At 39.5% G+C, this 26,916-nt stretch carries 24 protein-coding genes; 10 read left to right on the top strand and 14 right to left on the bottom strand.

The window, feature by feature from the left end; genetic code table 11:
- Positions 1 to 9: 9 nt before the first annotated feature.
- The 4 genes from hrcA to JWG41_RS08825 all read right to left on the bottom strand — a co-directional run bounded on the left by hrcA (position 10) and on the right by JWG41_RS08825 (position 3,827).
- Positions 10 to 1,041 (bottom strand): heat-inducible transcriptional repressor HrcA, encoded by a 1,032-nt coding sequence (gene hrcA / locus JWG41_RS08840; protein WP_205269564.1) that lies wholly within the window; start codon positions 1,039 to 1,041, stop codon positions 10 to 12.
- Positions 1,042 to 1,188: 147 nt separating this feature from the next.
- Positions 1,189 to 2,106 carry a sensor domain-containing diguanylate cyclase gene (locus JWG41_RS08835; RefSeq protein WP_205269563.1) on the bottom strand — a complete coding sequence of 306 codons (918 nt, stop codon included), beginning with the start codon at positions 2,104 to 2,106 and terminating at the stop codon, positions 1,189 to 1,191.
- Positions 2,099 to 3,334 carry a glycoside hydrolase family 172 protein gene (locus tag JWG41_RS08830; protein WP_205269562.1) on the bottom strand — a complete coding sequence of 412 codons (1,236 nt, stop codon included), beginning with the start codon at positions 3,332 to 3,334 and terminating at the stop codon, positions 2,099 to 2,101. The genes JWG41_RS08835 and JWG41_RS08830 overlap by 8 nt, the downstream gene beginning before the upstream one ends.
- A 19-nt stretch (positions 3,335 to 3,353) precedes the next feature.
- Positions 3,354 to 3,827, bottom strand: a complete 474-nt coding sequence (locus JWG41_RS08825; RefSeq protein ID WP_205269561.1) for a hypothetical protein — start codon at positions 3,825 to 3,827, stop codon at positions 3,354 to 3,356.
- Positions 3,828 to 3,866: 39 nt separating this feature from the next.
- Between JWG41_RS08825 and JWG41_RS08820 the strand changes: the two genes are divergently transcribed.
- The 6 genes from JWG41_RS08820 to JWG41_RS08795 all read left to right on the top strand — a co-directional run bounded on the left by JWG41_RS08820 (position 3,867) and on the right by JWG41_RS08795 (position 14,382).
- A complete protein-coding gene (locus tag JWG41_RS08820; protein ID WP_205269560.1) occupies positions 3,867 to 6,419 on the top strand; it encodes a [protein-PII] uridylyltransferase family protein in 2,553 nt (850 codons plus the stop codon).
- 1 nt (position 6,420) lies between these two features.
- The gene (locus JWG41_RS08815; protein ID WP_205269559.1) at positions 6,421 to 8,049 is read left to right on the top strand and encodes an alpha-glucosidase; all 1,629 of its coding nucleotides are present in this window, start codon (positions 6,421 to 6,423) and stop codon (positions 8,047 to 8,049) included.
- A gap of 157 nt (positions 8,050 to 8,206) precedes the next feature.
- A complete protein-coding gene (locus JWG41_RS08810) occupies positions 8,207 to 8,527 on the top strand; it encodes a hypothetical protein (RefSeq protein ID WP_205269558.1) in 321 nt (106 codons plus the stop codon).
- A 95-nt stretch (positions 8,528 to 8,622) separates the two neighbouring features.
- A complete protein-coding gene (locus JWG41_RS08805) occupies positions 8,623 to 9,741 on the top strand; it encodes an efflux RND transporter periplasmic adaptor subunit (protein ID WP_232373886.1) in 1,119 nt (372 codons plus the stop codon).
- Positions 9,742 to 9,752: 11 nt separating this feature from the next.
- Complete coding sequence (locus JWG41_RS08800; RefSeq protein ID WP_205269557.1) at positions 9,753 to 12,953, top strand: efflux RND transporter permease subunit; 3,201 nt, start codon at positions 9,753 to 9,755, stop codon at positions 12,951 to 12,953.
- Position 12,954: 1 nt separating this feature from the next.
- The gene (locus JWG41_RS08795; RefSeq protein WP_205269556.1) at positions 12,955 to 14,382 is read left to right on the top strand and encodes a TolC family protein; all 1,428 of its coding nucleotides are present in this window, start codon (positions 12,955 to 12,957) and stop codon (positions 14,380 to 14,382) included.
- 198 nt (positions 14,383 to 14,580) lie between these two features.
- On the opposite strand, the gene JWG41_RS08790 is transcribed toward JWG41_RS08795, so the two are convergent.
- The 9 genes from JWG41_RS08790 to aroC form a co-directional block, all read right to left on the bottom strand.
- Positions 14,581 to 15,018 (bottom strand): acyl-CoA thioesterase, encoded by a 438-nt coding sequence (locus JWG41_RS08790; protein WP_205269555.1) that lies wholly within the window; start codon positions 15,016 to 15,018, stop codon positions 14,581 to 14,583.
- Positions 15,019 to 15,079: 61 nt separating this feature from the next.
- A complete protein-coding gene (locus tag JWG41_RS08785; protein WP_205269554.1) occupies positions 15,080 to 15,517 on the bottom strand; it encodes a DUF1801 domain-containing protein in 438 nt (145 codons plus the stop codon).
- 137 nt (positions 15,518 to 15,654) lie between these two features.
- Positions 15,655 to 15,990, bottom strand: coding sequence for a Zn-ribbon domain-containing OB-fold protein (locus JWG41_RS08780; protein WP_205269553.1), 336 nt, complete (start codon positions 15,988 to 15,990; stop codon positions 15,655 to 15,657).
- A gap of 161 nt (positions 15,991 to 16,151) precedes the next feature.
- Complete coding sequence (locus tag JWG41_RS08775) at positions 16,152 to 17,366, bottom strand: acetyl-CoA C-acetyltransferase (RefSeq protein ID WP_205269552.1); 1,215 nt, start codon at positions 17,364 to 17,366, stop codon at positions 16,152 to 16,154.
- A gap of 72 nt (positions 17,367 to 17,438) precedes the next feature.
- Positions 17,439 to 18,404 carry a hypothetical protein gene (locus JWG41_RS08770; RefSeq protein WP_232373885.1) on the bottom strand — a complete coding sequence of 322 codons (966 nt, stop codon included), beginning with the start codon at positions 18,402 to 18,404 and terminating at the stop codon, positions 17,439 to 17,441.
- A gap of 227 nt (positions 18,405 to 18,631) precedes the next feature.
- A complete protein-coding gene (locus JWG41_RS08765; protein ID WP_205269550.1) occupies positions 18,632 to 19,159 on the bottom strand; it encodes a NuoI/complex I 23 kDa subunit family protein in 528 nt (175 codons plus the stop codon).
- Positions 19,146 to 20,594, bottom strand: coding sequence for an NADH-quinone oxidoreductase subunit G (locus JWG41_RS08760; RefSeq protein WP_205269549.1), 1,449 nt, complete (start codon positions 20,592 to 20,594; stop codon positions 19,146 to 19,148). The genes JWG41_RS08765 and JWG41_RS08760 overlap by 14 nt, the downstream gene beginning before the upstream one ends.
- Positions 20,595 to 20,647: 53 nt before the next feature.
- Positions 20,648 to 21,388, bottom strand: coding sequence for a response regulator (locus JWG41_RS08755; RefSeq protein WP_205269548.1), 741 nt, complete (start codon positions 21,386 to 21,388; stop codon positions 20,648 to 20,650).
- Between the two features lie 17 nt (positions 21,389 to 21,405).
- A complete protein-coding gene (gene aroC, locus JWG41_RS08750; RefSeq protein WP_205269547.1) occupies positions 21,406 to 22,542 on the bottom strand; it encodes a chorismate synthase in 1,137 nt (378 codons plus the stop codon).
- A 59-nt stretch (positions 22,543 to 22,601) separates the two neighbouring features.
- Here aroC and JWG41_RS08745 point away from each other — a divergent pair, with 59 nt between their 5' ends.
- From JWG41_RS08745 to JWG41_RS08730, 4 genes are read left to right on the top strand one after another with little or no spacing between them, the layout of a single operon-like run.
- Positions 22,602 to 23,099, top strand: coding sequence for an LIC_10042 family TonB-like protein (locus tag JWG41_RS08745; protein ID WP_232373884.1), 498 nt, complete (start codon positions 22,602 to 22,604; stop codon positions 23,097 to 23,099).
- Complete coding sequence (locus JWG41_RS08740; RefSeq protein WP_205269545.1) at positions 23,086 to 23,625, top strand: UpxY family transcription antiterminator; 540 nt, start codon at positions 23,086 to 23,088, stop codon at positions 23,623 to 23,625. Before JWG41_RS08745 ends, JWG41_RS08740 begins: the two co-directional genes overlap by 14 nt.
- On the top strand, positions 23,622 to 24,596 hold the full coding sequence (locus JWG41_RS08735; RefSeq protein WP_205269544.1) for a KpsF/GutQ family sugar-phosphate isomerase: 975 nt from the start codon (positions 23,622 to 23,624) through the stop codon (positions 24,594 to 24,596). The genes JWG41_RS08740 and JWG41_RS08735 overlap by 4 nt, the downstream gene beginning before the upstream one ends.
- A gap of 5 nt (positions 24,597 to 24,601) precedes the next feature.
- Complete coding sequence (locus JWG41_RS08730; protein ID WP_205269543.1) at positions 24,602 to 25,318, top strand: type I 3-dehydroquinate dehydratase; 717 nt, start codon at positions 24,602 to 24,604, stop codon at positions 25,316 to 25,318.
- A 9-nt stretch (positions 25,319 to 25,327) separates the two neighbouring features.
- Here the strand turns inward: JWG41_RS08730 and JWG41_RS08725 are convergent, their stop codons facing one another.
- Complete coding sequence (locus JWG41_RS08725; RefSeq protein ID WP_205269542.1) at positions 25,328 to 26,908, bottom strand: tetratricopeptide repeat protein; 1,581 nt, start codon at positions 26,906 to 26,908, stop codon at positions 25,328 to 25,330.
- Positions 26,909 to 26,916: the final 8 nt, after the last annotated feature.

The raw sequence follows: 26,916 nt of genomic DNA, 5'->3' as shown, positions 1-26,916 counted from the left end.
TTCCTCCTACTATCTACTCAATTTCGTTATCATTTCTGAAACTAACTTCGAAGTGAATTCAATCAAAGGTAATGCTTTGTTGTAATTCATCCTCTGAGGACCAATGATTCCCATGGAACCGATCCTCTTTTCTCCCATTCGGTAATTTGTTGTAATGATGGTCACACCACCTAACTTCTCGTTACCGTCTTTTCCAATAATGGTATAAACACCATCCATCGGAACATAATCACTAAAAAACTCTTTGAGGAACTGTTTTTCATCAAATAGATGCAGGATGTTTTCTAATTGTTCCTCTTCATCCTTAAAGTTTTCATATAAGTTTTTCAATCCATCGATGTATAAGTTATCAACAGATTGGCTGTCTGATCCCATTGCTCTCGCAATCGATGGTGCAAATTGTGAAAATCCTTCCGGACCTTCCTTTTGCATCATCATCTGAGGAATCAGATTACTTTGAATTTCATGAACATCAAAACCTTTGACGTTATCATTCAAATATCTTGAAATTTGGTACAAAGTCTCTTGTGAGATGTGGTAATCGAAAAAAATATTTCGATTGAGCACAGTTCCTGACCGCATAACAAGTATCATAAGAACCTCTCCACCGTTTACATGGATGAGTTCTATATGTTTGAGTGTGTCGAGTGATCCTTCCGGACCAAGAACCACACTCGCCGATTGTGAAAGGGAAGCCAAAACTTTGGATGTCGCGACAAGCACCTGATCCAATCGAAATTGCATCCGTAGATACTCTTCCTGAATCCTTTGTTTTTCGCGCATGGTAAGCTCAAAAAGAGTTACCAAACTATCCACATACAACCGGTAACCTCGTTCCGTCGGAATCCGACCTCCCGAAGTATGACGTGCCACAATAAAACCCATCTCCTCCAGTTCTGCTAAGCAGGACCGAATGGTAGCGGGGGAAACTCCGATATCGTATTTTTCAGAAAGGGTTTTGGATCCGACCGGTTTGTTGTCCGATACAAATTCCTCAACCAAAGCTTTCAAAATAGAACGATGTCTAGGCGAAAGATCCATATCCTTCTTGGCACTTCCTTTAGCACTCTGATGATTAGAGTGCTAATCTATGCTTAAAGTTTATGGATTTGGGATTTTTTCGTCAAGCAGGAAGAGAATTGGAGCCTGGAATTTTAGCAGAGTTTCCAAGAATCTGCTAAAATTATGTCACACAGGGTAAACTTGGATCCGGTTACGACCATGGTTCTTGGCTTGGTAGAGAGCGATGTCTGCCAACTTCAAGATCTCCTCTGGTTTTTGGATGGGATGCACCTTTGTGTAACCAATGCTCAGAGTGATATTGAGGTAGTAGTTATCAAAAATGAAAAACCGATGGGTTTCGACCGATTCCCGGAGGCGATCGAGGACAATGGTGGCACCTTCCGTTGTGGTGTCGGGCAGGATACAACCAAACTCTTCCCCACCAATCCTTCCGATTGTGTCCTCTTCTCTTAGGCAATCCACAAAGATATTGGCCATTTTTTTCAAAACCAAATCCCCTATATCATGCCCATAGGTATCGTTAATGACTTTGAAATGATCGATGTCGAGAACCGCAAGCACTGATTCGCGGTTACGACGTTTGACGGTGGCGACTGTTTTTTGTAAACTTTCGGAAAAGGAACGTCGGTTCGGCAACATGGTGAGTTCATCCATATAAGCCAATCGTTTCAAACTATTGATGAGAACGTTCTTTTGTTCTTCGAGTCTTCTGCGTTCCCGCACATCCCGAATGATGGCTGCATAAAAATTTTGGTTTTCGTTTCGGATGGTAAAGGCGCGAATTTCTACAGGAATCGTTCCTTTTGGTTTTGTTACCAGTTCCAATTCTTTTAAAAAACCAGCAATATAATGAGAGTCTTTGGAACTAACAAAGGTTTCTATGGAACTTTGTTCTCCCTTTTCGTTGGGAGGAAAGAGAAAGGAAAATGTTTTTTGGTGTAACTCTTCTTCCGAGAAACCAGTTAACAATTGTAACGCTAAATTACTAGAGAGTATATTGCTATTTGTATCTAAAACGACAATTGCGTCGATGGATTGGGAAACAATTTCTCCCGCAAACACATTGGTATTGATCTCATTCATTGCCCCAAATTTCCCCATAACCTTTTTCGCTTCGGAATGAATCCCGCCATTTATGAATGTGACGAAAATTAATCTCCGGTTTGTTGACACGGGATTCTTTTTTCGGCAAAACCTTCATTGGTTTTGGATTCAGACTCTGATACCAATAAGCAACAGAGATTAAATCTAAGGTCAAGGAATTTGCATGTCCATGCTCTAAAAGGAATAGGAAATTTCTTTCAAACCGTATAGGGGATTCCACCCAAAATCGGTACAAATGGGTTCGACCAAGCCATCCCACAGAATCAGAAACTCGTGGATATCCGAAGTATGGATGCATAAAGATTTCTTTTGGTGACCAAGCTGTGTTAAAAACATCTTCGGTTCCTGTTCCTTTTAGATTGGCTTCTGTTTGGTTTCCATCTATAAAGATCAAATCATCGCCTTCGCCATACCAAAGTGGTGTGGGAGAATCTACATACAAATTGAGCCCAACAAACTGGCCTTTGCCTTTTGTTTCAAGAACAGAGAAGTAATTTTCCTTTTTAAAAACAGTCTTTTCTGTTTCTCCAAGAAGGGCCCATTCGTTTTCCTTCCCATTCACTGTGTTAGGTTGAGTGACACCTCGGTTCCACTGTGCATGAAAACGTAATTGAGAATCTAATGGTTCTTTCCATTCTTCATAATCGATATAAAAATAAAAATTACTGATATCTTCATCCGATTCATTTTCGATTTCAATTTTTGCTCCGGTTTCAAAGGGCATAGGAAAGTAAGAATTCATAGACTTTCCTTTTTTGGGGGCGGCGACCAAGGGAGCGGAATTAAGAATGTATTCTTCCCCCCAACCTTGACCAAAAAATTCGCCTAACGGAACCTCTACGGATGGATATTTATGATTGTCCCAATAGATGCGAATCACAGCATTTTTTCTGGCCATTAGATCTTTACTCGCAAGAGTCATCCAAATATGTTTGATGACTCCCCTTGTTTTGATCTCGGCAATGGTAACCGTTTTCTTTTTTGGAATTTTGATAAAATCATCATTTCCAAAAGTCGGATCGGCACTAGAGATCCTTTGGTTGCGGTAGGTTTTATCTTTCCAAATCGAAGATTCCCATCCATCTGCAAACAAAAGATTGGTGGAAAATAGAACGATCAATGCTAAGGAAACAAGACATCCGACTTGAGTGAAAAGTTTTGTCTTTCTATCTTCTTTGTTTTGGTTTTTAGAATTTTTAAAAAACATAAAATGTTTAGTTACTTCTTCACTTAAATCGATTCACAAGTCCCAAAAAAATTCCGGCTTGGACTAGAGACTGTAAGAAGATTTCAAGAATTACATAAAAATGGATAGAAATCGAAACTTCTGGAATCAGAAATACCAGTCCTTCCAAACTCCCCACAGCAGGAGAAATTGCAGCAAGCCCACCGAGGATAGTCCTCATCCATATCAAAACAAACATCTGTTTGCCGAAGGTTTGCAATCGAAACCAGTCCCAAATCACAATTAAAAAACTCACGATTAAGATTGCCTGGAAAATCAAAGAAGGAAATAACCAAAACATCGCCCTAGACCAAGCGGCACCATCGGTTGCAGTGATGAGAAACAATGGGAAAACAGCACTATCCCCTTCATAATAATCCTTCATCACCAACTGGAAGTAGGGTATGGATACGAGAAGATAGGCGGAAAGATGGCTGAAAATAAACTGAATTGTGATTTTAATCTTCGGATTCATGTTAAAGTTGTCCAATAAGGTAGGAGATCCCATCTTAACATGATGAAATCAGAACTCAAGGCAAAACTGCAACGGACGTTTCCAAAAGCCAAAACAGTTTCTTCCGGCAGGCTCTTCACACGCCAGTTGAGTAATCTAGTAGACGATGCCATTCGGACTCTTTTTTACGAAGTCTCCGATGGAATCCCGCTGAAAGACCATCTTTGTTTGATTGCAGTAGGCGGTTATGGTAGACGGGAACTAGCCCCCTATTCTGACATCGACCTTCTGTATCTTCACGATGGAAAACTCTCCGACAAACTCCTAAGCGAAATCATTTCGAAAATCAATACATTCTTATACAATAACGAAAAGGAAGTGGGTCACTCTTGCCGCACTATCAAAGAATCCTTTTTGTATTTGGACCAAATCGAAACCTTCCATGCCGTTCTTGATTCCAGGTTTCTTGTGGGATCTGAAGTCCTTTTCCAAAAATACAAAACAGAATTCTTGGGAAAAATTCCAGAAAAAACCATCAAAGGATTCAATGAATGGAAGTTGTCCTATCTTCGCGAACGAATCATCAATTCTTACAATCCCATCTTACTCTCTGAACCCAATATTAAAAATGATCCATTAGGACTTCGTGATATACAACATATGTATTGGATCGAAAAAACAAATCCTTTGGCCGATTCTGCTGATGGTGGTATTTTTGATTTTTATTTGATAGGAGATAGTTTAACTCTTTTGTCTGCCTATGATTTTTTGCTTTTGACAAGGTCTGCTCTTCATATCATTAGTGGTCGCAAAAATGACAGGTTGGATTTGGGGTTACAAGCAGAAGTGGCAGAGTTTTTAGGTTTTGGTCCCAAAAACGAAATCAAAACGCTCGAATCCTTTATGAGCCAATTTTACAAAGCCCAAAAGGAATTGTACTTTTATATTGGAACTTATTTGGATGAAAAAACCAATCGAAAAAACAAACGCATCCAGAAAGAACTTTCGAACCCAGATAGTTTGTACGATGATATCATTCAATTCTTCGCAGAATCTCAACTAAACGAAGAGGAACCTTCCCGCATCGATTTAAACGAAATACGATTCGCATCACACTTCTTAGATGATGATTTCAAAAACCAAAAGTCGGTTTTGGATACTTTTCTCTCGATGTTACGCCAAAAAAAAAGAATTGGGCATACACTCACACTCATGCACGAGTGTAATATTTTAGGAAAACTCATCCCTGAATTTGGAGCTTGTACAAACTTTCCTCTTTTTAGTTACCACCACCAATATACGGTAGACGAACATACCCTTCTCATCTTAAGGGAACTGGATGTTCTCATTGCTGACTTATGGGAAGATAGGCAAGTCCAAGATGTATTCAATGTTTGTGAAAAAATAGAAATTTTGGCTCTCGCGATTCTCATCCATGATGCCGGAAAGGTAAAAGAAGGCGATCATAGCCAGTACGGTGCGGAACTTGCTCTCATCATAGCGGAACGGTTTCGATTGTCCGAAGAAGATACAGAACTTTTACGGTTCCTTGTGGCCGAACATATTGTGATGTCAGAGTTATCTTCCAAAAGAGATATTTATGACCCCAAATTGATTTCTTCCTTTGCCAAACAATTTTCTAACGAAAACACCTTACGATTGTTATACATTCTAACAATTATCGATACAAAGTCGGTGGGACAAGGAATCCTAACCAATTGGAAAAAAGAAATTTTGCACTTTCTATTCACTTCCACTTTGGCTTATCTACAAAAGAAAGGAAATCTGGCCGATACCCAAGAACGGATCGAATCCACTCTCGAAACCTATTTGGTCGAAAAAGAAGGACTTACTGCCGAACAATCCGAACATATTGTTGAGTTTGGAATGAAAATACGACCTTCTTCCTACTTAAATTACAATACTCCGAGACGAGTGTACCAACATTTTATACTGCTCTATGAATGGAAAACCTCAGGGCTTCCGTTTCGAATGATCACAGAACGAGAACCTGCTTTTGTGACACTCTCTATCTTTGCACAAGCCGACAAACAAATGTTACTTTATCTATCGGGCACTATTTCCTCTTTGGGACTTAATTTGGTAGGTTTACGTTTATTTAGAACCGAAGAAGACCAACTCATTTTACAAGCGCAAATCACCGATGAATATGGAAGTGGTGAGATCGCAGAACAACAAATTTTGGATATTGAATCTACACTTGCCGAATGTATCGAAGGAAAAACCAATATCGAAGATTTGGCCTCTACTACGAATATTTGGAAAACATTACCACAAATTCCGGATGGGATGGTAGAAGAGTTGGTAAAATTTGCCAACGACCTTTCCGAATCTTATTCTGTTTTAGAAGTCCGAGTTCCCGATTCCATTGGACTTGTGTATCGAATCTTAAAAACATTACTCGACTTCGAACTTGAAGTGATATTTGTTAGGATCTCAACCAGTGCGGATTTTGCTTATGACTCATTTCATATCCAAACAAACAATGGTAAAAAAATTGAAGATACGGGACTACTACTGGCAATCAAAGAAAAAATCCTCTCGGTTGCCCGTGTGAAAGAAAACCAAGGAATCATGGAGATTAATTTTTAATATGGCATGGTGGAAAGAAGCAGTTATCTATCAAATCTACCCACGTAGTTTTCAAGATTCTAATGGAGATGGGATTGGCGATTTAGAAGGGATCATCGAAAGATTGGATTACCTTGCCGGCTCCAAAGATTCCCTCGGGATTGATGCGATTTGGTTATCCCCAGTATATCCTTCGCCCATGTTTGATTTTGGTTATGATATTTCTGACTACGAAGAAATTGATCCTGTTTATGGCGATACAGAAACCTTCAAACGGTTGTTAAAGGAAGCCCACAAACGCGGAATCCGAATCATTATGGATTTAGTGGTTAATCATACTTCTCACCTCCATCCTTGGTTTATCGAATCCAGATCCTCAGTCAATAGTCCCAAAAGAGATTGGTATATTTGGAAAGAACCAAGCCATAACGGACCACCTAACAACTGGCTTGGTGCCTTTGGTGGATCAGGTTGGGAATATGACAAAAGAACTGGTGAATACTACTTCCATTCCTTCCTGAAAGAACAACCAGACCTAAATTGGCGTAATCCCGATGTCGAAGATGCCATCTTTAAAATGATGAAGTATTGGTTGGATATGGGAGTGGACGGATTTCGATTGGATGTCGTCAACTTATACGTAAAAGATGAATTCCTCCGAAACAATGCCTCTTACTTTATGAAGGGGCCACGCCCTTACGATAAACAAGTCCATGCGTATGATCGTGATCGTCCCGAAATGCATGGGATTTTACGCCGTATGCGTAAACTTCTCGATTCCTACTCCGATAAACGTATGTTTGTTGGTGAAATCATGCAAGACTTCCCTGGAAATGTCCTTCTTCCTGCGACCTACTGCGGCCGAAACGACGAACTTCACCTTGCTTTCAATTTTATGTTTCTTTTCTCTCCTTGGAAGGCAGAACGATTCTTTCAAATTGTAAAAGATTTTGAATCCGCTCTCGGCGAAGACAATTGGCCGAACTACACACTCTCCAATCATGACTTTCCTCGCCACATCACACGGTATGAAAAAGGGGCTGATACAAAGGCTCGTGCACAGCTTGCCGCCTGTATGATGTTAACCCTTCGTGGAACCCCTTTCCTTTACTACGGCGAAGAGATTGGTATGAAGCGCCAAAAAGTTCCTTACAAAAAAATCCAAGACCCTGTAGGAAAAAGATATTGGCCCTTCCATCCTGGCCGCGATCCCGAACGAATTCCTATGCCTTGGAATGGATCAGAAACCACGGGTTTCACTACAGGAAAAGCTTGGCTTCCTTTATACGAAGAAGCTAATACCATAAATGTGGAATCTCAGAAAGCAGATCCGAATTCCTTATTTTTCACTTATAAAAAACTAATCCAACTCAGGAAGGATCGAAAATCACTCCGAAAGGGTAAGTTGAAAATAATGATTAGCGTCGATAAACAAGCCCTATACTATCGCAGAAGAGACGGGAAAGAAGAGACTTATATATTCTTAAACTTTTCTTCCAAGCCAGTAAAGGTTTCTTATCCACGAAAATGGATTCTCGATGAAATTTTATTCAGCACAGCGAACAGAACGTCATCGTTTGATTTAGAAAAGGAATTGGACTACGGCGGTTTGGTTTTGTTACCGAACGAAGCTGTTATTTTTGCAAAATAAAAAAATTTTATAAAACGATAAGATCAAACATTCGTTATTATAAAATTTAAGTTAGATTTAGAATTATTTTAAACGATTGACAATTCTCTTTTCAGGAATTCGCTGGCAGTAGATGGTTCAGGTAATGACAAAGACTATCGCAAGTAGGATCGCAATCATGCTATTCTCACTTGTATTCATCAGTACAAACACTGAAGGATACCCTGCGAGTTTTAGCAGTAATGTTAAAACAAAATCTTACAACACATCTAGTTTGTACGATTTAAATGCCTTCGTTAGCAATATCTCCGAACCTGGAGAAGAAGAGGCAAAGTTAGATTCGCTACATCAGAATCACATCCACTCTTCTCTATCTTCGTACATTCCCTTACAAATTGAAATTTCATCTGAATATTTAACTTTCCATCTTCTAGAACCTATTTCTAACGATACCTTAGAAAGACAGAAAGATCGCGCTCCCCCCACAAATTCCATCTAACATCTATTCGCTTTAGCGGCGCATACTTATGACGCCTAACGATCTTAGATTACAACCTTTTGTTTCAACATTCGATGGAACAAAGTGAGGATACCATGGAATTTTCTTTAGAACATAAAAACTCATCTTTTCGTAAATTTTCTATACTTAGCATTAGTATATTCTTATTAAATTCAATTCTAGTGAACTGTCATTCTGGCAATCACGAAGAAAAAAATTCGCTAATGGCTGCTTACCCTTGGAAACAAGATGTAACGATTGAAAAAAGTTATGTGGCGCAAGTAAAGGCCATCCAACGGATTGAAATCAGAGCATTCGAAAAAGGTTATTTAACTAACATTTTTATGGATGAAGGGAAAGTAGTTAAAAAAGGACAAAAATTATTCCAAGTAATGCCTATGCTTGTCAATGCTCAATTTGAAAAAGCAAAAGCCGAATATGAATCAACTTCGATAGAATACGAAAACACAGAGAAACTATTTAAAGAAAATGTAGTTTCACAAACAGAATTATCATTAATCAAAGCTAGGCTGAAAAAAAATAAAGCCACAATGGATTTGGCTCAAATTCATCTTAACTTAGCTACGGTGACTGCGCCGTTTACAGGAATTACCGATCGATTCCAAGTTCGATTGGGAAGTTTGGTAGAAGAAGGAACACTTCTAACAACAATCTCTGATATTTCCAAACTCTGGGTATACTTCAATGTTTCTGAAAAAGATTATCTAAACTTTTCCAGTGAAAAGAAATCGGAAGACAAACCATTAAAAGTGAAATTCTTGATGGCGAACAATCAATTCTTTAAACAAGAAGGAATCGCTGATACAATCGAAGGTGAATTTGACAGCGAAACAGGAACGATACCATTTCGAGCAACATTTTCAAACCCAAATAGACTTTTGCGCCACGGAGAAACGGGTAATGTTGTTGTTCATGAAAATCTAAAAGATGCTTTGATCATTCCGCAAAAGGCAACCTTCGAAGTTTTAGATAAACACTACGTTTATGTAGTCAATCTTAAAGGTAAAATCAAAGCCACTGAGATCAAAATAGCTAATGAAATTCCACATCTATTTGTTGTAGAGTCTGGTATTTCGGAGAATGATATTATTCTTTTGGAAGGGCTTGGAAAAGTTCACGATGATGACTCTATAAAATATAAAGTTGAGTCTCTTGATAACATACTGAAAAGTTTTGACTTAGCTGCTCATTAGGAGATCAATTTATGTTTACTAAATTTCTCCAAAGACCCGTTCTTTCGATCGTTTTGTCGGTACTTGTTGTTTTTGTTGGATTGATTTCTATCAAAAACATTCCCGTATCACAATTTCCTGAAATTGCTCCACCAAGGGTAACCATTACTTTATCCTTTCCTGGTGCGAGTGCTCAAGTATTAGTACAATCAACGATCACCACTCTGGAACAAGCGATCAATGGTGTTGCTGGTATGCGATACATGATTTCATCCTCTACAAGTTCTGGTGATGCCATCATACAAGTATTGTTTGAACCAGGAACCAATCCAAACGATGCCTTAGTGCAAGTAAAAACTAGGGTGGATCAGATGATGTATCGTGTTCCTGAACTTGTACGTTTGGAAGGGATTTTTGTACAACCCGTACAACCCAGTATGTTGTTGTATGTGAATTTATATAGCAAAGATCCAAATGCAAGTGAGAAGTTTCTTTATAATTATGCAACTGTCTTCTTACTACCGGAATTAAAACGAATCCATGGAATTGGTCAGGCTAAGATATTAGGAACAAGACAATATGCTATGCGTATTTGGTTAAATCCAGATCGAATGCGTGCATACAATGTAACCACTTCCGAAGTGATGAAAGCAATCGAAAACCAAAGTATCATTGCAAGGCCTGGCCGGCTAGGTCAAAGTTCTGGTAAACAAGCCCAATCACTGGAATATACACTGACTTATGAAGGTTGGTACAACGAACCGCAACAATATGAGAACATTATCATTAGGGCAAAAAATGGTGGAGAAGTTTTATACTTAAAAGATATTTCTAAAGTAGAACTAGATAGCGAGTTTTATAATATTTACTCCGATGTGGATGGCCATCCCGCCGCAGCCATCATGTTCAAACAAACAGAAGGTAGTAACGCAAAAGAGGTAATTGAAGATATCAAATCAAAGTTGGAAGAACTGAAAAAAACATTTCCTCCACAAATGGATTATAAACTCAGTTATGATGTTTCTAACTTTATCGATGCCGCCATTGAAAAAGTAATCCATACTCTTGTCGAAGCCTTCGTGCTTGTAGCCATTGTAGTGTTTATCTTCCTCGGAGATTGGCGCTCCACCCTCATTCCCATCATAGCCGTTCCCGTCTCCTTAATTGGTGCCTTTTCTTTTATGATGGCCCTCGGTCTCACCATTAACTTAATTACACTTTTTGCCATGGTACTCGCCATCGGTATTGTTGTGGATGATGCCATCGTTGTTGTGGAAGCAGTGCATGCAAAAATGGCCGACGAAGACTTAGGTGTTTATGAATCGGTAAAAAGTGTTTTAGGAGAAATCAGTGGTGCAGTCATTGCCATCACACTTCTCATGACAGCGGTGTTTGTTCCTGTGACTTTTTTACCAGGACCGGTCGGAGTATTCTATCGACAGTTTGCGATCACAATGGCAACTTCTATTGTTTTGTCAGGATTTGTAGCCTTAACACTCACTCCTGTGTTAACAGCTATGATTCTGAGACCGCATTCTCACGATAAAAAAACTCACAACCCAATTGATATTTTTTTAAACAAATTCAATTTCTATTTTGATATAGTCACAGAAAAATACGTGAACTTAATGCATCGTTTTTCTGGATCGAAAGTGTTTATCGTTTCAATCCTACTTAGTTTCACTGTTGGATTTCTGATACTCACTCAATTGGTTCCTGCCGGATTTGTTCCCGGGGAAGACCAAGGTATGATTTACGCAGTCATACAAACTCCTCCTGGATCTACGATTGAAAAAACAAATGATGTCGCACGCAAACTCCAAGAGGTCGCATTAAAAATTGAAGGTGTGGACTCGGTGGCTTCACTTGCTGGTTACGAAATTTTAACCGAAGGTGAAGGTTCCAATGCAGGAACCTGTCTCATCAGTTTAAAAGATTGGTCTGACAGAAAAAATTCAGTTCATGATGTGATGGAAGAACTCGAACACAACACAAAAAACTTTGGTGCCATCATTGAGTTTTTTGAACCTCCCGCAGTTCCCGGATTTGGGGCAGCGGGTGGAGTTATGTTTCGTTTGTTAGATAAAACAAATAGCGGGGATTATACGGCCTTCGATAAAGTTCACGAAGAGTTTATGGGCGAACTTAGAAAAAGAGAAGAGTTAACTGGACTGTTCTCCTTTTACTCTGCAAAATTCCCGCAACTCGAAGTTAAACTGGATCGAAAACTGGCGATGCAAAAAGGCGTCAACATCGGGGAAGCCATGGATAATTTGGATATCCTTGTTGGTAGTACTTATGAACAAGGATTCATTCGCTTTAATCAGTTTTTTAAAGTCTATGTCCAATCACTTCCTGAATTCCGAAGGTTACCATCTGATATTTTGAATTTATTCACTCCCAATGACAAAGGGGAGATGGTTCCTTATTCCGCATTTTTGTCTCTCGAACAAAAACAAGGTGCCAATGAAATTACAAGGTACAATGCTTATACATCCTCAGTAATCAATGTTTTACCAAACAAAGGTTATACGACTGGTGATGCCATCCAAGCAATACGCAAAGCATCCGTAAATTTACCTTCAGGATTTGAAGTGGGTTGGGAAGGACTCTCCTATGATGAAGCCGCACGTGGAAATGAAGCGATCTTTATTTTTTTAGCGGTGATTGTCTTTGTTTATCTCGTTCTTTCCGCTCAATATGAAAGTTTCATCATTCCTTTTTCCGTGATTCTATCACTCCCACCAGGAATTTTTGGAACCTTCTTCTTATTGAAATTGTTAGGTCTTGCTAACGATATCTACGCCCAAATCGGGATGATTATGTTAATCGGTCTTCTTGGTAAGAACGCAGTATTAATCGTTGAATTTGCACGGCAAAGACAAGAAGCAGGTTTGAGCGTGTTTGAAGCTGCCATCGAAGGGGCAAAGGCGAGATTTCGACCCATTCTTATGACATCGTTTGCCTTTGTTGCTGGTTTATTACCTCTTGTTTTTGCAACAGGTCCCGGAGCCATTGCCAATCATACCATCGGTGCTTGTGCGTTAGGCGGAATGTTGTTCGGAACCATCTTTGGTGTCATCATCGTCCCAGGATTATACATCATCTTTGCAAACATCGCAAAAGGTAAAACTTTAATCTACAAAGAAGATCTTATGCCACTCACAGAATCACCCGAGAGTTACATTTTCTCGGAAGTAGAAAGAAAAAAAATGAAACGAGGAAAGAAGTAACATGAAACGAATCATCATCACCTCAATATTATTATTCACATTTTCTTGTATTCCTGCTCTTTTAGAGAGAGATAAAGAAGATCTAAAACTTCCCGATGAATTTTTAAATTGGGAAAGTTCAGAAAAATCAGAAAAGTTAGCAAATCAGATTTGGAAAGAATTTTTCAAAGAATCACAATTAGTGGAACTGATTGATGTTGCCATTGAAAATAACCAGGAACTTGCCATCTTAGAACAAGAAATTAATATTTCTAACAATGAGGTGTTTGCAAGACAAGGGGAATACCTTCCTAAATTATCCCTCCAAGCTGATGGTGGGAGTGAACAAAAAGAAAGATTTAGTACACCAAATGCAAATTCGCCTACTCTCTTTGCCCATGGTGGGCTCGTGATGAGTTGGGAAATTGATATTTGGAAAAAATTAAGAAACGCAACTAAGTCAGCTTACCTTCGTTATTTGGCAGGTATCGAAGGAAAACGATATGTAGTCACTAACCTAGTTGCAGAAATTACAGATACCTATTTTGAACTGATTGCTCTCGACAACCAACTCACTTTGGTAGAGAACTACATTGAGGTACTAACCAAGGTCAAAGAAATCGTTGTCCTCCAAAGAGAAGCGGGGCGAACTACATCACTCGCCGTAAAACGTTTTGAAGCAGAGGTTGCTAAAAATTTAGCACGAAAGTATGATATCGTACAACGCATTGCCATCACAGAAAACCGTTTGAACTTTTTACTGGGAAGGTTTCCTGAAAAGATCACAAGGAAATCAGGAGAGTTTTTAGACATCACGTTACCAGAAATTCAAAAATCTGTTCCCATTGATCTTTTGGAAAATCGACCAGACATCAAACAAGCAACGTTGATTTTGGAATCGAGAAAACTAGATGTTGAAGTTGCCAGAGCCAAATTTTATCCATCACTTATGATTGATGGAAACATTGGATATGAAGCCTTTAATTCTAAACATTTTAAAGGAACACCAGTATCGTTAGCTTATGGTTTGGGTGGAGGAATCATTGCTCCACTCATCAACAGAAAAGCCATTGAAGCAAACTATGCAACGGCAAACAATATGCAAATCCAAGCTTTATACAACTATGAAGTTTCTCTCCTCAAAGCATTCACAGAAGTCACGAACCAAATTGTAAAGATAAACAATCTAAACCAAAAATTCGATGCAAAAACCAAACAAGTATTAAACTTAAAAGAGTCCGTAGAAATTTCCAACATTCTATTTAAAGCCGGCCGTATCGATTACATTGATGTTTTATTCACACAACGCGACTTCTTAGAAGCTCAGATCGAAGTGTATGAATTAAAATATAGTTTACTAGAATCTAACGTCGGTTTGTATAAAGCACTTGGTGGCGGTTGGCGAGGGCAAAAAGAACCAGAAGGCGAAAGAAAAACGAGTCACTTCTAAATTTTATATTTTTTCTAAAGACATTCGATTTTCATTCATTCCATGGGGCGCCTCGAATCCATCGAGGTATCTCACCTTGATATAATAACGACCCCTATCAAAATGAATTGTTTACGGAAAGGATTTCCGCTTCGATCGGTGGCGCGGGGATTGGAATGATTCTGGTAGGTAAATGTTAGGCTTTCAAAACCAATGCCATCATTCCGTTGGCTTTTGATCTACTTTCACTTCAAACTTTAGCAAGCGTCCCACCTCTTCCGGTAAGGATACAATCTTCTTTGTCACATGACTTACAGTTATATAAGTAAGCATTCCCGAACAAATTTTTTTACCCCCACAAATCATCTGAAATGACCAATAGATCTTAGAAGACTTATAACTGGGACTTAAAGCGATTTCTAACAGATCGTCAAACTTAGCACCATTACGATAATCAATTAGCGACTGCACCACATGAAAATCCAATTGGTATCGCTCAATGAATTCAGAATAAGAAATTCCTTTTGCGCGAAAGTATTCAGTAATGGCTACATCCAAATAGTTAAGATAATTTGCGTTAAACACGATCCCTTGGGAATCCACTTCCGAATATCGAACACGGAACGAATGCTGGAAAGTACCTTCCTTTGATTTCATGCTCTAGATTTTCCTCTTTGCCAATAACATTCTGCCGAAGGAATCAAATCCTTTTTAATTCCTAATAAAATTCAGTTTTTCTTTTATGATACAACAAGGCTTTGTTCAGACAAGTGATGAGTTTGGTTTTAGAAAGTTTTTGGTTCGCTTTCAAATACAAAGCTCTTTTTCCATCACAGTTCCATTCAGGAAATTCCATCGCGATTTCTTTGGCTATGGTAGTTTTACAATTAAAGTAGAGAGCAAATTCGGAATCGTCTACCTTCCCAATGCGAATGGTGGAACCTGATTTGGTTTTTGGTGTTAAAAAACTCGGTTGGCCCCATTTCATACATTCTTCGATCTCACCAATCAAATCATTCGACTCGGCAATTTCATAAATCCAATTGCGGATCTCCATCACCTTATCTAACATTACAGGCGTTAAATCAAAATAATAAGAAGTTAGAGATTCTAAAGGAATGGGATATTTTTGTTTGGATTTTGCGGTAGGTTTCATCGGAGGTAACGTTTGTTTAATCTATGTTGGATGGCCTTCCCATTCAAGATTTCTTTCCTTCAAACCTTTGGTCTTTATTTCTTGTGGAACCTTCCAGTCCCTTACTCTTGTCTGAAATCAAAACCCGGCAGGAAATCCTAATATTGAAAGATAGGACCTATTTTGGGATCCACGTTTTTGAATCGAACCTTATCACCAATTTTGACTGATTCAAAGTTTGTCACACCTTCGACTACAGTAGTTAGTTTCACATGTTCTTCTGTTTGGACAATCGCAAGAACATAAGGCGCACGGTCGGCCATGTGTCCAAATCCAACATAAACAACCGTAAAAGAATGGATGATTCCGTTCTGTTTTAGGTCTACCGTTTCTATGGATTCACTTCCGCAAGAAGGGCAAACATCTACAAGTTCCGCCACTTTAAAGTTACATTTTTTGCAGTGGGTTCCAGGTAGAGTCTCGGTTAGGTTCATAGGACATTACTCGGTTTTTTAGGAAATAAACGCAATACGTAAATATCCCTAACTAGAGTAAAATCGCTGTTTGTGGGTGAGGTGGTAATAAACGACGCACGTTTAAATCCCTCGTACCGAGAAATCTAAACGTGCTTGTTAGAAAATTTTGAAATCTAGGTCTATTTCAATCTTTCGATGATGGTCGCAATTCCCATTCCGCCACCGATACAAAGAGTGATGAGTCCGTAACGAAGGTCTCTTCTTTCCAACTCATCTAGAACGGTTCCAGTTAGAATGGCTCCCGTTGCTCCGAGTGGATGTCCAAGGGCAATCGATCCCCCGTTTACATTGATTTTGGATTCATCAATTCCGAGTGTTTTCTTTACATATAACACAACAGAGGCGAATGCTTCGTTGATTTCCCAAAGGTCAATGTCCTTAACAGTAAGTCCGGCTTGTTTCAAAGCTTTTTGAGAAGCAGAAACAGGACCTGTTAACATGATCGTTGGATCTTCACCAGTTGCCACTGTTGCAAGAATTCTTGCACGTGGCTTCAAACCGTATTTTTTCAAACCATCATCATTGGTAACAAGGATTGCAGCCGCACCATCCACGATTCCAGAGGAATTTCCGAGTGTATGGATGTGGTTGATTTTTGTTACTTCTGGATAAGAACGTAATGCAATCGCATCCAATTCTTTTTCACCGATAGTTTTGAATACAGGACCAAGACCAGAAAGGAATGCATAATCAGATTCCAAACGTGGGTTCTCTTCTTCAGTCACAACAGTTCCATCATCCAAAGTAATTGGGATCACAGATTTTTTAAAGTATCCGTTTTGAATGGCAGCGTGAGCTTTTAGTTGTGAAGATTCTGCAAAACGATCTGCTTCTTCACGAGAAATATCATACTTAGTTGCGATTAAGTCAGCAGAGATTCCTTGTGGAACGAGATTGTAATGAGCAGCAATTTTATCGTTACCAACGTTAAAATCGCGACCAATCATATCATCACCCATTTTCACACGGCTCATGGATTCAACTCCACCACCAACTCCAAGTTCCATCGCTCCCGATCCAACATGGTTTGCCACGTTGTTGAGTGCTTGTAATCCAGATCCGCAAAAACGGTTCACAGTATAACCTGGAACTTCTTGTGGCCAATGAGCCGCCATTACCGCGTAACGAGCGATACATGCAGCTTGGTCAGCAACCTGGGATACACAACCCATAACAACTTCTTCAACCGTTTTTGGATCGATTCCGGTACGTGATTGGATGGCTTTTAATGTGGCAGCAGCTAATTCTTGTGGGTGGACGGATGCAAGTGTCCCGCGTTTTTTGCCCTTTCCTCTCGGAGTTCGGACAGCATCAATAATATAGGAATTCCCCATGGGTTTACCTCTCTCTGGGTGTTTCTAGGAAAAACGTACAGAGTTCGCTCCACAAGAAAAGTAAAAAAATCATCATTTCGTCATAGTTTTCATGAATTTGTGACGGTAGTGGATTATTTTTGCTCTCATTTGGCAGCTATAGCCCGAAATCATGGAATCCCACTGGTCCGCTTTGCTTTCATTTCGTTCATCGGCAATTCGGATGTACCGAAAATTAGGTTCGATGGCCTCCGAAAATTCCCTTTTGTTCCAATCTACGTAACGCCAAGCACTGAAACTATGGTTCACTCCCACCTTTTCATCGATGGTTCCGAGGAGTTGGAACTTGGATTCACAAGGAGTTCGAAAGAAAATGTAACGATTGAAGAAGTAGAGAATGGTGCGGTGGGGATTGGCGTCGAGAACCGACCGGAAATGCTCTCGCATCTCTTCCACCGTATAAAACAAATCTGGTCCAGAATTGGTACTACGAAAGATCACCGGCGAAAATTCGTTCGGAGTGTAAATCCGTGTGAGGACCCGGATGTATTCTGGGTCATCCAGCCGGTATGGAATTTCATTAAAGGCAAAAGGGAAAGGATCTCTTTCCGTCATATGAATTTCGATGTAACGAGTGTGATCGTATTCCGGGTCATTGATATCCGTTGCCACAATCTTTTTGATATAACGAGAGAGAAACTGGTCTTCGTATAAATCTCGGACTGTGACCGCTCCTTCTTCATAAAGAATGGCACTTCCAAAATCAATAAAACTGGCACCATCTAACCAGCGTCCGATGGAACCATATTCATGGTGTAAAATCCGATTTCGAAAAATGGAACGAAGGATCAAATTGTGATCATACAATCGTTTACGTCCCGATCTTTGTTCCACTACTGTGTTTTTTGTTTTTTTTACTTTGTAATAATGGATATGATTGGCGAGACCAAATCGCAACTTCTCAAAGGCATGATTTTCTAAAACACGTTTCTCATCTTCTTCGTTTTCAATGATGGTGGTCTCTGCAGAAAGTACGGAAAAAAATCCAAATGTTAACATCCAAACAGAAACACAAATTAAGATCTTAGAATATTTCCTTACGAAGCAACCCTTTGCGGATTTCAGTTTAGAAAAAGTATTTGTGGATTTGTGATGCAAAGAAAGTGAATTCACGAAGCTTATATAAACAAGAGATTAAAAACAATACGCGGTTGTGTCATAAAAACAAGAACCCGGTACTTTCCTTTCAGAGATATACCGGGAGATAAGTCAAAAGTAGAATGAATTTAATTCCTTTGGCCGAGAATGGGGCCGCCTGTTTTTTCCATCATCCTTTCTTTGGTTAAAAATAAATCTTCACGGTTGTCGGCCGCCATCTCACCAGTTCCATCCAAATAGATCGCACCTTTTGGACAAGCTTCCTCACAAAGACCACAAAAGATACATCGCAGTAAGTTGATTTCAAACTTCTTTGCATATTTGTCTTCGGGATGGAGGTGTTGGCGTTCCGAAGTGACTTCCGCCGCTTCGATATGAATTGCATTGGCCGGACAAATCCACATACAACAAAAACAGGCCGTACATCGTTCCCGACCTTGTTCATCTCGTTTCATCGAGTGCATCCCGCGAAACCGAGTGGAATACTGGCGTTTTTTATCCGGATATTCGATGGTCACTTGTTTGTTGAACAAAGCTACTTTGAGAAAATGTTTCAGTGTGATCCAAAGGCCTTTGCCTATGGACCAAAAATAGAATTTCTCATACCAAGAAAACTGGTGTTTCTTAGAAACATTGACTACATTAATGGTTCCCAACGGATGCCTCCACTCTTTCAGTCAGTTTTTGAAAGATCGAATCCACAACACCTGCCGAAGATAATAGTCCTTTAATTGCATTCATGGATTGTTCAAAGTTTTGTTTGAGTCCGTTTTTATTGGTAAAACTACCGTTTGCATCTGCAAAAATTTGAATCGGTGCCGCCAAACTAGCGTTCTTTGCTGCATCCGTCAAATTGGTATCAAAAACAATCACCTTGGATGGATCGATTCCTTCTGGAATGGACTCTTTCAAAACAATCACCAAATCAATAGCTCCCGACTTAACGGCGCTGATGATTCCAGAAATTCCCGCTTGTGTGGTGATTCCTAAATCTACGGCACCGCGAGTGTTTGGGTGGTTGTCTTTTGTGAGTAAAAAATCCACTTGTTCGGTTTCTTTGTTTTGGGCCTCAGTCACTCTCGATTCCCATTGGATGGACTTTCCACCGAGCTCCGCCGAGATCTGCGCAAAACCTTTTTTCAAAGTTTCCAATGTTTCGTTGGATTCATGAGCACCACCAAGTACGGCGATGGATTTTGCAGACTTCATTCGATCTACAATTTTAGAAATGACTTCTTTAGAAGTAGAAGGAGTTCCCTGATCCAAATAACTAAGCAAACGATTTTCATTCATCCAATCCAAATCGAATCTGCCTTTGTCACAAAGAAAGAACATACCTTCATCGTAGTTTTCGCGAACCATATAACGATACATTTTATTGTCTCGTACATTCGTTGTTACATTACAACCTGTAGAACAACCATGGCATACAGATTTCTGAGATTTGTACCACCATACGCGAGATTTAAACAATGTTTTATTATTGAGTAGTGCCCCTACAGGACAGATATCCGCCAAAGCACCTTGGTAGTTGTGGTTAATGGGTTCTGATTTAGCAAGACCAATGATGGAATGGTTTCCTCGTTCAAAAAGTCCAAGATTGGATTCACCAACCTTCTCTTCTTCAAAACGCACACAACGATAACAAACAATACAACGATTATGATTGATGATGAGATTGGATCCAATCTCTTCTTGTGGAATATTTCTTTTATCGAATTCAAATCGAGAATGACCAGAACCCGAACCAAATGCGTTGTCTTGCAAACGACATTCCCCAGCTTTATCACAAACAGGACAGTCTAACGGGTGATTAGCGAGAAGAAATTCCATAGTACCAGCACGAGCTTCTTTCACTCGATCTGATTTCGTAATGATTCCCATTCCTTCCTTTACAGGAGTGTTACAAGCAGCTTGTAAACGAGGAACACCCTCAATTTCAATGAGACACATGCGGCACATACCGACTATGCTTAGCGCTGGGTGGTAGCAGAAGTAAGGGATTTCGACTCCAACTTCTTTTGTGGCGTCGATGAGGTTTTTCTTTTCGTCGACTTCGAATTCGACTCCGTCTATCTTTATCTTAACCAAAGAACAGGCCCCCTACGTTTGATTAGACCCTATCATTGGTTTTTGTCAAACCTTCATTTTGAAATTATATTTACCTCGGAAAGATAGGTAAAGGGTTGTAAATTCACTACATTGTCATTGAAGAATTCCGAATCCAAAAAGAAGGAACTCGCTCTAATATTGGTATGTTTTAGAATCTTTGCAGTCAAATCATCCAAGATATTCAAGGCTCGGACTTCGTAAAAGAAGGTCTTATCGAGATTGATTCTCAAATTGGTGAAAGTTCCGCGCCCTGCGAGAGATAACATGAACCGATCATAGATCTCCTCTAAGGATTTTTTACCCGGACAACCTTTGATCTCCAATAACATTTGAGAAATGGAAAGTTCGGAGACATTGATCACTAATGGAAATTCCTTTTTATCAATGATGTTTTCCGGTTTTAGTTGCAGCACCTGTGCAATTTTTTCGAGAAGTGCTTGGTTGGCGATGGGTTTCAAAAGATAGGCCGTAACATGGCTAAAGGCAGCGCGTCGCACTTGGTCTTTTTCACCAACCGCAGTCAACATGATGACAGGAGTCATCTTTAACATTTCCTTTCCTTTTTCCAAAAAACTAATCCCGTCCAAATAGGGCATATTCACATCACTAATGACTAAATCATAACTATTGTTTCTGACTTTAGTAAGACCAGACATTCCATCGACTACATGAGTGACATCAAAGTTGTACCTTTCTAAGGTATGTAACAACAGTTTTGCTGTGCTTTCATCATCTTCGAGGAGGAGAATTTTATAAACTTTAGGTCGATTCATGTTGTTTTAGAATTCCTTTATTGTTCTGGTATAGAATCTAAATTCGCATATTTCATAAACCATTTTGGTTGTAATGCTCTTTGGTAAAGGTAAGCATCTACAAGCACTAAATTGACCACAGCTTCCACAATCGGAACAGCTCTTGGCAAAACACAAGGATCATGACGACCTTTTGCTTTCAGAATGGTTTCTTCGTTTTTATCGTTAATGGTTCTTTGTTCTTTTTTAATCGTTGAAGTTGGTTTAAAAGCAGCACGAATTACCAAATCCATTCCATTCGAGATTCCACCTTGGATCCCACCGGAATTGTTGGTTCTCGTTTTTACTTTTCCAGTTCCTTCTTCTATATAAAACTCATCGTTGTGTTGACTGCCTGTTTGGCGAGTACCGGAAAATCCAGAACCCACTTCAAACCCTTTACAGGCAGAGATAGACAAAATTGCCTTTGCGAGATCTGCATCTAATTTATCATACACAGGATCTCCAAGACCCGGAGGAAGATTGCGAACCGCAACCTTTACCACTCCACCAACAGAATCCCCTTCATCCCGAAGTTTGCGAATGAGAGTTTCCATTTCATCGTTAGCCGTTTGATTGGGGCATCTTGTGGGAAACCTGTCAACAATATCCCTTGAGATAGGATATTCTAATTCACTAATATTGGAATCGATAGGACCAATCGCATCCACCCAACCAACAGTAGAGATGCCTAACTCACGTTCTAAGATGACCCGGGCAAGACCCGCTGCCGCCACCCGGCCAATGGTTTCTCGAACTGACGACCTGCCACCACCCACATGGGCTCGGTGGCCGTATTTTTCTGAATAAGTATAATCTGCATGAGAAGGACGAAAGACATGAGCCATCTCATCGTAGTCACTTCCAATGGTGTTTTGGTTGTTCACTTTCATGAGGATGGGGCTACCGGTAGTTTTTCCTTCAAAGACTCCAGATTCGACCACCATTCGGTCTTTTTCATCCCGTGGAGTTGTCAGATCATTTTGGCCAGGTCTACGCCGTGTTAAATCTTTTTGGATTTCTTCTTCTGGAAATGGAAGTCCGGCAGGAACTCCATCCACAACAACGCCAACGGAAGTTCCGTGGGACTCACCAAATGTCGATACTCTAAAAATTTTTCCCCAACTTGAAGGCATATACGGACAATGAAAATGGAGATTGCATTCTCTCCAATAAAGTTTTTCATGAACTTGGAATGCACATTCTCTTTGAAGGTCCAAAATACAAGGCTCTCGCCATCGCATTTGGATCTCATCTTCTGGTGTTATTTGCTCTATTTGGCTATAACCTTCAAAGTGACATAGATTCGCCTTTGATTCATCTAAAAGAAGGGGGAGCTGCTTCGACGATTCGTTTGCAATTTTCTTCCGGAATGGGAAAACCCTCCCCGTCTTCCTCCGCAAATCCTATGCCTGATGATGGAACTAAAACTGTGGAGAAAGAAATCTCCGAATTCCAGAATTGCCTAAGTTATCCTCCTCTCGCTTTGGAACAAAAATTAGAGGATGTTTGTGTTTATAAACTTTCCGTAAGAGAAGATGGTACTCTAGAAAAAATTGCAGTGGTCACCGCGTGTAGGTATGCGGTCTTTGATTTACAGGTGCGTCGGCAACTCGCCGATTGGCAGTTCCAATATTCCAAAGGTAAAGAATTTGTTCTACCCATTAGGTTCCGTTTAGATGTCCGAGACTAATCCCCCCATAGAAGAAAGTGCTTGGTACATCGTATATACCAAACCCAGGGCCGAAAAAAAGCTAAGTGAACTTCTAAAAAAATATCATTTGGAGAACTATCTCCCCATCCGTAAAGAACGCAAAAAATGGACCGACCGATTCAAGTGGATCCATACTCCCATCCTTCCGTCTTATATTTTTGTAAAAATTGTCTTTTGGAGCGATAAAAATAAAGTCCTCCAATTACCGGGTTCCCACCACTTTGTATTTCACAAGGGTCAACCGGCAACCGTGACCCAAGAAGAATTAGACCAATTAGAAGAAGGCCTACTAAAATATGCTGATAGCTTACAAGTGAGTCCAGAATCAGTTTTAGAAAAAGGCAAAATGGTCCGCATTATTAGTGGCCCAATGATGGGAAAAACTTTGGAAATTATAAAAGTTAAAAATAAAACCTTAGTAGTACTAAGGATTCCAGGAATTGACGCTGCGGTTACATACGAAATCAAAGTGAATGATTTGGCCTGGGAGGAATTACTCACATGAAAGAAAAAGATACTATATCCATCGTTAAACAAGCACTAGATGATGAAATTTCATCTCTTGTCCATTTCCGTGATCATCTCGATCCATCTGTAAAAGATTGTATCGATTTGATTTTAAAATCTTCAGGAAAAGTGATTGTTACAGGTGTTGGTAAGTCAGGTGACATTGCCAAAAAAATTTCCCATACACTTTCTTCTACGGGAACTTCTGCTTATTTTTTACACCCTACTGATGCGTCTCATGGAGACTCCGGAATTGTAGGACCTGATGATGTGGTTCTTGCGATTGGAAAAAGTGGGGAATCCGAGGAACTCAATTACATTCTGCCAACACTTCGCAAAATTGGAGCCAAAATTGTTGGAATCACTGCTAACGCCAAATCCAAATTAGCATCACTTTCCGATGTAGTCATCATCACTCCGGTATTAAAAGAAGCCTGTCCTTTGGATTTAGCTCCTACTTCGAGTACAACCATTGCCCTGGTTCTTGGGGATGCCATCGCTGTGGCACTTATGGAACTAAAAAACTTTCAGGCCAATGACTTTGCCTTATACCATCCAGCAGGACGATTGGGAAAACGCCTTTCTCTATATTTATCGGATGTTATGCGAAAAGGTGAAAGAAATGCTTCGATTTCCGTGGATGCTAATCTCGAAACCATCTTAAAAGAAATCACAGAAAAAGGAATTGGTGCCACTGGTGTTGTGGATTCAGAATCCAAACTCATTGGTCTCATCACAGACTACGATATCCGTAAGTATCTCACTAAAAATACGCTTCTACCTACAGTGACTGCGAAAGATATGATGAATGCAAATCCAAGCAGTTTCCGACCAGAAGAGAAAGCATACGATGTTTTGATCAAAATGGAAGGCCGAGAACGTCCGATTTCTGTTGCTCCCGTTGTGGATGAAAAAGGCCAATTTGTGGGAATGATCTCCCTTCACGATTTATTACAAAGAGGACTATAAACATTATGCCAGAATCCTATAAAATCATAGCTTCTGTTGGTGAGGATGAACTTCGCCATTTACAAAAAAAAGATGTAAAGGAAGTCGATGTGATCGAAGTCCGATTGGATCTTTTTTCTAGAAACTACATCCAAAAAGAAATGAAAAAGAAACTAAAAGCACTTGGCCTTCCTGTGCTTTTTACTTATCGAAGGGCAGAAGACAGTAGCGTTCGTTCTTATGTAAAACTTTTCCATGAAGATGTAGAAGGAATTTTAAAAGATTTTAATGACAATGCCAACTATCTAGACATCGAATTGAATCGTGAAGATACTATCTTTCGCAATTACGAAACTCTCAACTATCGGATTATATATTCTTACCATTCTTTCAAAAAATCGATTCTTGCGAATGAAATGACGAATTACATCAATAAAGCAAAACCGGTGAAAAAGAAAAATCCAATCTTCAAATTTGCGATTACACCGGAAGACATTGAAGAAACGGCAGATTTTTTGAATGATATCAAACTTTTATCCAAATCAAATACAATGATTGGAATTTGTATGGGGGAACTCGGAATTCTTTCGCGAGTGTTTGGAGATAAATTCCATTCTTCTTTCACCTATATGACATTAGGTGAACCGAAAGCTCCAGGTCAAATTTCCGTCGATACCTTCAAAAAACTAAGAGCCGATTTGTTTAAAAGTCCAACCTCAGGCAAAGACTCAAAAGAAGATTAGCTGATTTTATTATTGGTTTTGGGCACTCACAGTGCCCGCTTTCGTTTGGATAAATTCACGGAAACTACTATCCTTCCAAACTTCTTTAAAATCCTTCTCTAAGTTTTCCGCAGTCCAATACTCTGGTTTCAAATCTGCAGCTAATTTAAATTGTTCTTTGGTTTTGGAAATGTCCCCTTTTCTGGAATAACATCTGGCTAGCAGATAGTACCCAGACGAGGAACCAGATAATTTTTGTAAAATGGAAATGGCCAAATCCACTTTGCCCGAATAAAAATAATTGCGACCACGATAGAATAGATACTCTCTCGACTCCAGATTCGCAGGAACTTTTTCTAAAACAGAAAAGTAGGTTTCTGCTTTGTCGAAAGCATTGGTTTCTGTATAACGCCTTGCTAACTTAATAAATCCCACTTGGTATTTCTCCGGAGTTTGGGTTAAGTCAGGAAATTTCGAATCGATAAACTCAGAATACTTAGCAAAACTCGTTTCGAATTTTTTGGTTCGTTTGCCCGCTTCAAACATACAGACAAACCGAAACATATGAGATTCCACTTGGTTTGGATTGAGTGATAAGGCTTTGTCGGCCGAAGTAATACAATTCTCCCAATCCGATTTCTGTTCGTACAACCTTGCCAAAGCCAAAAGTGGAGGGTCTTTTGGTAATTGTTTGTAAGCTTGTTGGAAGGAAGTTTCTGCTTTGTCTATTTCGGCTAACTTTTGAAAGGCGATACCTTCATTCAGATAAACATAGTATAAAAATACATTTGTGTCTTTGGAAAAAGGATTTTTCTTTGCTCGTTCGAAGGATTCAATCGCTGATTTAGGATCATCCTGTCTGAGTTTAACAATTCCCAGTTTATAATGGTATCTAGAACGTGATGGATTTTTTTCGATTAGGTTCTTTAGATTCGTTTCTGCTAAATCATATTTTTTTTCTTCAAACAAAGCCAAAACATAATCCCAACGTACATCTTCCAAGTGAGGTTGGTTCGCCAAAACTTGTTCATAATACTCACTTGGTTTTGTACCTTCAGAGGATTCGGAAACTTCTTCTTGTTTTTTGGACGTTTCTTTTTTGACTTCCGATTGTTTTGGTTCTGAAGGTTTCGATTCTACTTTTGTTGGGTGCGAATACGAATGTGTTGAAGACGGATTCCCCTTATTTCCCACAGCGCGGTTGTAGATCTTTTGTACTTCTTCATTTTTGGAATCATATTTCAGATAACGAGAAGCATAGGTCGCAGACAAATTCCAATCTTGGTGGTAATTAAAAAAAAGTGCGAGTTTGAGAAGCACGGTTTTTCTTTGGTCTTTGTCCAAATCCAAATCGGCAGCTCTTCTAAAGTTTTGAATGGATTTAGGATAATCTTTTTTATATTCGTAAATATAACCCAAATACATATATGCCTCACCGTCTTGCGGGTGTGAGTCGGCATGTTTTGTAAATTTCTTAATCGCTTCGCCATAAGCTTTTTTTGAGAAAGCTTTTTTGCCTTCCTTCATCGCATCACTGTCAATGGCGAAGAGTGTAGTGTGAAGGATTACAAAGATAAATACTAAGGAAAGATATTTCCGCACGGGTTCCAAACTAGTAG

This window comes from Leptospira chreensis (assembly GCF_016919165.1).
GTDB classification, from domain to species: Bacteria; Spirochaetota; Leptospiria; order Leptospirales; family Leptospiraceae; genus Leptospira_A; species Leptospira_A chreensis.
The sequence above is the reverse complement of the archived record's forward strand: the minus strand, read 5'-3'. Positions and strand labels throughout refer to the sequence as shown.